This window comes from Terriglobus sp. YAF25 (assembly GCF_052113305.1).
Taxonomy (GTDB): domain Bacteria; phylum Acidobacteriota; class Terriglobia; order Terriglobales; family Acidobacteriaceae; genus Terriglobus.
On the sequence record NZ_JBFRCY010000393.1, the window covers coordinates 1 to 8,974 of the forward strand.

Sequence of the window (8,974 nt, forward strand, 5' to 3'; positions counted from 1 at the left end):
CCCATAAACGCCGTTCTCGGCACCTAGCCTGCTTCGTCGTTCAAGCAGGGGGCGGCGCGGCAGGTAACCCTGTGCGCCTTTTATGTGCCTGCGGTGTTTAGGCTTTCTGGCCCGGTGCCGCTACATTGCCGAGTGCGGCCATGCCCAGGCGGTCGCGTAGTTGGGTAAGGTAGAGGCTGCGTGGAGATACGTGCTTGTCCAGCGATTCGATGTAGCCGCCCTCCTTGGTCAGGTCCTGGAAGGCAGTGTTGTAGCTGATCATATCCACACCGATGTGGCCGAAGGCGTAGTTCTGTGCGGTGGGTGGCTTCTGCACCAGGAACGGACCTACGCAGTTCCAGAAGACGGTATTGCCGCCGCCCCAGCCGATCACGATGTCTTTCCAGAAGCGGGCCGTGAGCGGCGCGTGCACGTTGTCGTAGAGACCGCCGGTGGCCCACTGCTCGTGTGTTTCGCTGGACGAATAGGGATTGGTGGCAGCACAGTCGAGATACACGTTCAGCGTGGACGTCGGCTGGCCCATCATGAAGGAGTGGCGACCCTTGTCAGAGTGGCAGCGCTGGACCAGCGTGAGCTCTCCGCGCAAGGCAAAGGTGAAGCGGCGAGCGCCCATGCGGCGCGAGACGGGTTCGCGCGAGATGCAGTCTTCCACCGTGATCCACTTGGCTCCGCGCTGCGTGCCCACCAGGCTGTTGGCAAAGTGCAGAGCGGTGCAATTGCGCACCCAGCCGTTGCGGATATTGTCCATGGTGACGAAGTTCCAGAAGTGGTCCTCGTCGGCGTAGTACTCTTCGCCCTTGTAGTCGGGGCGGTCCATGTTGCCGTACTCGTTGGTCCGCTTGGTGGGATCAAACTCTGACATGGCGCGGATGTTCTCCACGCCCACGTTGGCGATGCGGTCGTTGTCTTCGTACTTGAGCACCTCGCCGCCTCCCCACTTCTTTTCGATGGCACAGGTGATGGGTGCGTCGACCGTGATCAGGTTCCCGCGCACGTCAACGACAACGCGGTCCCACTCCACGTTGAACGGTCGCCAGCGCGTCTGCGGCGTGGCGCCATTCATGCCCATGGCGTCAATCCATTCCTGGTTGCCGATCCGGCGAACGATGACGGTATCGCCGGGCTTGAAGCCCCGCGCATTGGCTACGCGCACGGTATGTGATCCCACAGGTGTGTAGTCGTCCGTAACCGCTTGCTTGCTGTCTTCCCTGGGGATCCAGCCGGCGCTGCCTGCAATTCGGACAAGCGTGGGTTGTACGCGGCCGGGACCGGTGGCGTCGGTTGTGCGGCCGGTCCCGGTGCCGATCAGGATCGTACCCGTGTCCCCCATCCCTTCACCGCGCAGCACAACGCCGCTGGCCTTGATGCTCACTGGAGTGGCCAGTGGGTAGTGACCCGCGCGCAGCAGCAGAGCTCCTCGAAATCCATCAGCGTCCAGCGGAAGAGCAGAGACGCGCTCGATAGCCGCCTGCAGGTTGGCCGCGTTGTCACCGGCAACCGGCCAGATGGTCTCACGCGTGGGCACAAAAGGGATGGGCACACCCCCGCCGCCATAGCCGGCGTTTGAGAAGTCCGGTATGGTATTGCCCTGTGCGTCAGCCGTGTAGACCAGCTTGCCGGACGGGCCGGGGTGAACGCGGGAGACCGTAGGGCGTAGGTCGGTCTCGGTCTGAGCGTCACTCTGAGTGCTCTGGGCAGGCAACATGGCTGTGGGTGCAAAAGCTGCGGCCATCTGCAGCATTCTCCGTCGCGATACAGAAGGATTAATCATCATTCACTCCCGGGCGACCAATATACCTGCGGACGTGAACCGCAGGCATCTGCAACCGCTGCGGATAAGGCGATGAGCGACAACAGCTCTAATCGTGGTAACTCGCGCTCCAGGTCAGTTGAGGAGAAGCCGACTTCCGGTTACCAATCCCGCGCTGAATGGCAGGCACGTTTACGAGAGGCGCGCTTTATCAGAGAAGTCACTCCAGATGCTTTCCAGCAGACCGACTCACGCCTTCCGACCCGCCTGCGTGATTGAGCGAATCTAGCTACCAATAGGCAAGTGGATCAGGGAGTACAGCGCCGCAGGTGCAGTTCTGTTTCGGAGCTTCGACAGGGGTCATCTTGTCACARCCAGGACAGCGGACGCGGCGTGGATTGAGGCGGCCCGGAACCCACACCCCGGTCATTCCGCCCTGACCGAATTCCGAGGTAAAGTAGCGGCTGACCATAGAACGATGCTCTCCCTGTTTCATCAGGGGCGCCATGGAGTCCAGGGTCTCCCAAGCGGTGATGGTCATCAGGCAATCTCCCACGACAACTGAGACCAAGCTGATGAACCCCGGCATGGTTAGCATGTCCATAGCTATCTTGCGGCCGCTTTCCTTCATGACGGCGGCCTCCTCTGGATTGCGCGCAAAGAAGTTGGTGATACTGAACGCACCGGGAAGGGCGGTGCTTCCATTGCTTGCGCGAACGCTGGTGCCGAACCCGAAAGGGCCGATTGCGGAGGGCTGCACGATGATGTCAAGTCCCAAGGCGCGCGGTACGGCGTCACTATCGAAATATCCTTGCAGGGAAAGGATTTTTCCGCCTTCGATGCGAGCGAAGTCGSCACCGGCCAACGCGATCGAACGGCCCGTAGGGGGCAGGCCCATCATGGGGCCCGTGTTGGTCCCCTTCATGAGCCACTCGGCTGAGACCAATCCCTGAGCGTTATTGGTCAAACTTACCGTTTCGAAATTCAAATCGGGGAAGGCATGCCAAAGGGATTCTGCGTAGGCTGCTATCGCTGCTCCGGCAAGCGGACCAGCGGTCGTTGGGTCGGTGTAGGTTCCGCATTCAGCGAATGTGGAGACAATGCCAGATGCATCGTGCCGATTCCATGCGTCGGTATAGTGCTGAAAGACTTCTGCTGGATTCAGGGGCATGCACGCATGCTAGCACCGCGGTGCGAAGGCATGCCACATTGTCAACGAGTCTTTCAATTCCAGGAAAGATGATCCAATTCGGACGAGAGGTAGGCTCACCGTGCACATAGCGGATCGTCTAGCCGTTTATGTAATCGGGTGTCCCGTGCGAGTCCATCTCGTTCTGTCAAAGATGTGGATGGATGTAGTCAAGAACGCCTCGAGACGCTGGACAACGCTGATCGACTGTGTCTCTGGTTTTGTAGTCCCAGCATCAAACGACCAATAATTGAAAAGGGGCCGACCGAGGATATTTTCGCGAGGAACAAATCCCCAGTAGCGGCTATCAGCGCTGTGATTACGATTGTCTCCCATGGCGAAGACTTTGCCGGCAGGAACCACCAAGTTGCCGTCAGCAATATGAGATGCCAGCTCCTCCGACCAGACGGCCGTAGCACCTTCCGGAGCACCGAGAGCGGGAAAATCATCGCGTGAAGGCGAATATTGGTCCTCAGGGTCTTCGCTTAGGTGAGGCAGGATAGCGTACGGCTCATTTTGGCGTACCCCGTTTAGATAGACAATTCCGTGATCCAAACGAATGCGATCCCCGGGTAGGCCAATCAGGCGCTTGACCAGGATTAGATCGGGCGTTTCGGGATTAGGCTTCAAAAACACAATAATGTCGCCGCGCCTGGGCTCTCGAGAGTGGACGAACGGGGCCCATCTCGTTGGAGGAGCAAAGGTCATACGATCCACGACGACATGGTCGCCAACAAGCAACGTCTTTTCCATTGAGCCGGAAGGGATCACAAAATTCTGAGCTAGACCGCTCATAGTGAACAGACCGATAACTAGAACAACACAGATCGACGAGAGTGACTCTAAGCGCGTCTCGCGATGCTTATTGGCATTGATTCCCTTAGATACATTCTGATTGTCTTTACCTTGAGCCAATGAGTAGACCTCGTCAGAGAACGCCTAATTCTACAGCTCAATCCCAGAGCAGCTTGCTACGATTGTAGACTCCCTGAAAGTTTTAGTTTTCGGCAACTTCAGCGGATTACTCCTGATAAACGACTCTTCCCAGAAGTAATCGAACCCGGTCAAGGGTCAATGAGTGTATCGGCCTGTTCTTCCCCAGCGAAGACTTGGGGGCGATAGGTAAACACAAGCCGACACTATGAGGACTTATTACATCTGTCACCACCATCTGCTAAAGTGCCGTTCGATGAGAAAGTATGCTTTTTGCGCTGCATCTGCATTACTCATAGGAGCACTCAGCCTTCTGTCGACAGCACAGCAACCGCAGGCGCCGGAAGGGGTGCCGGACTGGGCGCTGCCCGGCTCGGCGACGCATAAGCGATGAGGGACATGGAATATCGTTTTGGCGGCACCCTCAACGGAGTGATGGCTCAGCGGATCGGGATCACGAAGAAGGGTGATGAGATCACGATTTACGCGTCGATTAAGGGTGAACCGATGCACCCGCTTGGGCCTCCGCTGACAATGCACTTCGACGCACCTTTTTATGTGGGCATCGGTTTCTGTTCGCATCTCCCAACCACGCTCGACACGGGAGTCTTCTCTCACGTGGTGCTGCTAAATAAAGCAAGCAAGGTCGAGTAGCTGTTTCGCCTGGAATTCACCGACTATGCTACGCCGCGCCGGCTCTGTCTTACTCACGATTGTTTGATCCGTTACTGGCTGCAAGCGGTCTCAGACCCCACAAGCCAATACGCTGCAGGATGACGTTCTCACGGCTCAGGTGATAGAGCACTTTTCCTGTTGCTGGGTATCCCGGGAGGGGAGTACAGTGGCGTTTTCATTGCGGAAAACGCCCATAGATGCGGAAACCCTACACTACACTTACAGGAAAAATGCTCCAGCGTTTTCTGGAATCACACCGAGGGAATCGCCGATGGCTCAGTCACGCCGTAGCTGGATGAAAACCGCCGCCATGGGCTTGGGCGGCTTGCTCGCGAGCGAGCGCAACCTTGCCGCGCAGCCGGTGAACCACGCCTCCGCTTTGGCCGACCCGCGCGACGAGATCAAGATAACCGGACTCGAGATCATCCCGGTCAACTCGCTGCGCAGCATCTTCATCAAGATGCACACCGATGCCGGTATCACCGGAATCGGGGAGGGCACTGTGGAGGGACGCATCCCCACGGTGGCCGCCGCCATCAAGGAGATCGAGCCCTACCTCATCGGCAAGGACGCACGCCGGCCGGCACACCACTGGCAGGCGATCTACCGGCACGCGTTCTATCGCGGTGATATCGTCCTCACCTCCGCGCTAGGCGCGGTCGATATCGCGATGTGGGATATCAAGGGCAAGGCGCTGGGAGTTCCAATCTATGACCTTCTGGGTGGCCCAACGCGGGACCGCATCAAGTGCTACGGCCAGGCCGAGAGCGTCGAAGAAACCCGAACCCACGTGCTCGCCCAGGGCTACCGGTCGATGAAGACCAGCGTCTCGTCCACACGAGGCCGGCTGTCACGCTCGTCCGAGAACCCGTACTATATCGACGGCTTTGTCGAAAAGGTAAAGGCGATCCGCGAGCTCGTCGGTCCCGACTTCGACCTGGGCATCGAGATGCACGGCGAGCATGAGCCGCCCGCCGCGATGGAGATCATCAAGGCGCTCGAGCCCTTCCGCCCCTGGTTCTATGAGGAGCCGATCCAGTTCCAGAACCTGCCTTTGATGGCAGAGATGGCGAAGAAGACGGTGTTCCCCTTCGCCACGGGCGAGCGCATGGTGACGAAGTGGCAGTTCCGTGACCTGCTGACAGCCGGCGCGGCGCAACTGCTGCAGCCGGACGTTACGCATGTGGGCGGCATCACCGAGCTGAAGGCGGTGGCCACGCTCGCGGAGGCCTTCTATGCCGATATGCTGCCGCACTCGAAGGAAGGAGTGGTGGGCTTTGCCGCCTCGATGCACGTGGCGGCGTCGATCCCGAACTTCCTCGCGCATGAGGTGCCGTCGCTGCAGGCGGTAAAGGGAGGGCCGCCCAATGTGCAGCGCAGCCCGATGGGGAAGAGCTACATCAAAAAGCCATTCGTGATGACCGAGGGCAACATTGTCCTGAAGGGCAATCTGGACGGGCCGGGGCTCGGCATCGAGCTGGATGACAACCTCATCGACAATGAGCGCGGTATCCCGGAATGGAAGTTCCCGGAGATGTGGGATGCGACAGACGGCTCCGTACGCGACCACTGAGATTTGTGATGTTCCATAAATCAGCAGGGGCCTTCCTCTTTAACTTCTCGCAAAACTTCAATAGCGGCGTGGCGCTGTGAAAAAAGGTCAGCCCAACCTGCTCCTCAAGCCTTTTTAAGCTTTGCGCCTGCTGCTTGCCACGCATACCCCGAATCCGTCCAATTCGCGTCGAATCTGAACTGCAGCTTACAATTCTCGAATTGCGGTCACCGGGTTCCGGCGCATCGCTCGATGTGCGGGAAGGTAGCATGCTAACAATGACATTGCTCCCAGAAGCATAACGACGGAAACGACGGTGATGGGATCGTTGGCTCCGATTCCATACAACATCCGGCCGATGACACGTGTCTATGGCAAGAACCAGCCCAATCAGCGCGAACATCCCCGCCAGGGTGCTCTCGATGACGGCGAAAATGTTGGCCATCTGGGTGCTCTCCCGCATGGAACGCACATCGAAAACCGGCAGTCGCGAATCGATCCCATGGATGGCGTTTTCCACCATTGGCTCCAGGTCGACGGGATTACCCTCGGTTTTCACCTGCACCATCGTCTCGTACCCCGGCTGCTGGAAATAACTCATATAGACCATAGGCTCGGGTGACTCATTCACGAAAGTATGGGTTGAATTCCTCGCCACGCCGACAACCGTGAAAAGGCTGCCCCAAATCCTGAGCCTCTTTCCCAGCGGATCCTGTCCCGGCCAGTAGCGCCTCGCCGCGGTCTGATCCACGATGAGTACCCTCGGGGCCCTTTCATCGTCCTCCGGCGTAAACTCGCGTCCTTCCAAGATGGGTATATGAAGGGATTCGAAATACCGCGGTCCCACTTCGGCATTCTGCACCAGCAGAGATTCATGAGGGTGCGGCACATACCCTTCCGGATACGCATCGTTTCTCTTTTGAATCAGGGTCATCGGAATCCAGTCGGTAAGAGACGCAACCTCCACGCCGGGCAGTGCCGACACGCGATCAAGTATCTTGCGACGGATCAACTTTGCCTCATCGTTGCTGTAGCCGGCGATATTCAGCCCAACGGACGCAGTGAGAACGTGGTCTTGCTCAAAGCCGGGGTTCGCCGCGGCGAGATTCCGCAGCGTTCGCAGAAATAGCCCGGAGCACAACAGCAACGGAAGGGTAAGCGCGATTTGCGCCACCACCAGCCCACTGAGCAATTTCCGGTTGCGTGAGCCGCCGGAGATACTTGCAGACTCTGCCTTGAGTACCTCAATGGCCGGCGCGTGAGAGGATCGCCAGGCGGGGAGCGCGCCGCATAGCATGCCTGCCAAAAGAGAAGATACCGCAATCCCGATCACCACCCTATGGTCCACGTTCCCGTTCAGTGCGAGGGGAACTGCGTTCACTGGAAAGAACCACGCAAATGTTTTCGATGTCCACCATGTCAATACAAGGGCCACGGCTCCCGCGACGATGGAAATCACAGCGCCCTCCAGCATCATCTGCCGCACCAGTTGCATGCGATTGGCCCCGAGCGACTGCCGGATGGCAAGCTCACGCCGCCGGGATACAAACCGCACCAGCGTGAGCGTGGCCACGTTCGCACTGGTCAACAACAGCACCACGCCGGCGAAGGCCAGCAGAATGGGCAGCGTCGCCGCCATGTATCCGTTGGCGCCGAATGGCGAACGCCACATCGGATCGAGCGTGATCCGGTTATCGCCGAGATGCTGGTCCGGATACGCCACTACAATATGGTGCATCGAGGTATCGAGATCCTGGGTTGCCTGGCCACGGCTCACGCCGGGCCGCAATCTTCCTACTAAGATCAGCCAGTCCGAGTCGCGATGGGTCATTCGCCACACATCCGTCCCGAGGGGATCGAGCGTTACCCACAGATCGTCAAGCAGCCCGGGAGCTGCTCCGACAAACCCCTCCGGCGCCACACCGATCACCGTCACCGGATGCCGAGCGACCTCGATCGACTTGCCCACAATTGCCGGGTCTTTGCCATAACGCGTCTTCCAGAGCGCGTAGCCCAGGACCACGTTGGGTACCGCACGGGCCTCCTCGTCCGGCAGAAAGAATCGCCCCAGCGTTGGCTTGATGCCGAGCACATCGAAATAATTAGCCGACACATTCGCTATATAGACACGATCCGGCTGTGCGCCGCCAGTCAGCGCAATCCAATCGTTATGATAGGCAAGTATTCCGGCAAAGGCGTGGTTCTGCTCGCGCAGATCGCGATAGTCGATATAGGAGAAAGGCGGAGTCGGCGAGAAGTTCCGTTCTCCCCGCTGCAGGCTTACGAGTTCGCCCGTGTCTCTCGCGCCCGGAATCGGACGCAACATGGTGCCGTCGATCCAACTGAATACGGTGCTGTTGGCGCAGATAGCTACTGCCAGCATGGCCGTAGCGGTGATCGTAAAGCCGGGGCTCTTGCGCAGTTGCCGCAGCGCGTAACGGACATCCTGGCCTAGTTGGTCAAGCCAGGCTTGGCCCCACATCTGGCGCGTCACATCCTGCACCAAAGGAACGCTTCCAAACTCCCGCGCTGCTGCTCGTCGCGCTGTCTCCGCCGTTTCCCCTCGCGCTACTCGATCTGCAATCGCCATCTGCAGGTGTGCATCAATCTCTTCCTGCAATTCGCGCTTGCGCCACTGAAAACCGAAGCTCGGGAACCACTTCATGACTCACTCTCCTCCGGCTTGACGTACATCACCGACCCAATCGCTTCAACAATCCGCTCCCATCGGCCCAGATCTGAGGCCAGCTGCTTTTTCCCCTTGGCCGTGATTCGGTAATAGCGGGCTTTTTGCTTGCTCTCCGACTGTTTCCACTCAGACTGCACCCAGCTCTGACGCTCCAATCGATGGAGAGCCGGATACAGTGATCCGGTC

7 protein-coding genes are annotated in these 8,974 nt (G+C 58.7%); 2 read left to right on the forward strand and 5 right to left on the reverse strand.

What is annotated here, in order from left to right:
- Positions 1-97: 97 nt before the first annotated feature.
- From AB4043_RS16330 to lepB, 3 genes are all read right to left on the reverse strand, one after another.
- Entirely contained in the window at positions 98-1,732 is a 1,635-nt protein-coding gene (locus AB4043_RS16330) for a hypothetical protein (protein ID WP_442302954.1), read from the reverse strand.
- Between the two features lie 307 nt (positions 1,733-2,039).
- Positions 2,040-2,921 carry an ester cyclase gene (locus tag AB4043_RS16335; RefSeq protein WP_442307530.1) on the reverse strand — a complete coding sequence of 294 codons (882 nt, stop codon included), beginning with the start codon at positions 2,919-2,921 and terminating at the stop codon, positions 2,040-2,042.
- 126 nt (positions 2,922-3,047) lie between these two features.
- On the reverse strand, positions 3,048-3,854 hold the full coding sequence (gene lepB, locus AB4043_RS16340) for a signal peptidase I (protein ID WP_442302956.1): 807 nt from the start codon (positions 3,852-3,854) through the stop codon (positions 3,048-3,050).
- Between the two features lie 417 nt (positions 3,855-4,271).
- Between lepB and AB4043_RS16345 the strand changes: the two genes are divergently transcribed.
- Positions 4,272-4,526 carry a hypothetical protein gene (locus tag AB4043_RS16345; protein WP_442307531.1) on the forward strand — a complete coding sequence of 85 codons (255 nt, stop codon included), beginning with the start codon at positions 4,272-4,274 and terminating at the stop codon, positions 4,524-4,526.
- A 292-nt stretch (positions 4,527-4,818) separates the two neighbouring features.
- Positions 4,819-6,120 (forward strand): galactonate dehydratase, encoded by a 1,302-nt coding sequence (gene dgoD / locus AB4043_RS16350; protein WP_442307532.1) that lies wholly within the window; start codon positions 4,819-4,821, stop codon positions 6,118-6,120.
- On the opposite strand, the gene AB4043_RS16355 is transcribed toward dgoD, so the two are convergent.
- Together AB4043_RS16355 and AB4043_RS16360 are read right to left on the reverse strand one after the other, a co-directional pair.
- Positions 6,038-8,764 (reverse strand): ABC transporter permease, encoded by a 2,727-nt coding sequence (locus AB4043_RS16355; protein WP_442307533.1) that lies wholly within the window; start codon positions 8,762-8,764, stop codon positions 6,038-6,040. The two genes, dgoD and AB4043_RS16355, sit on opposite strands and share 83 nt — an antisense overlap.
- On the reverse strand, positions 8,761-8,974 hold a 214-nt coding region (locus tag AB4043_RS16360), incomplete at its 5' end, for a helix-turn-helix transcriptional regulator (protein WP_442307534.1). The genes AB4043_RS16360 and AB4043_RS16355, both read right to left, overlap by 4 nt.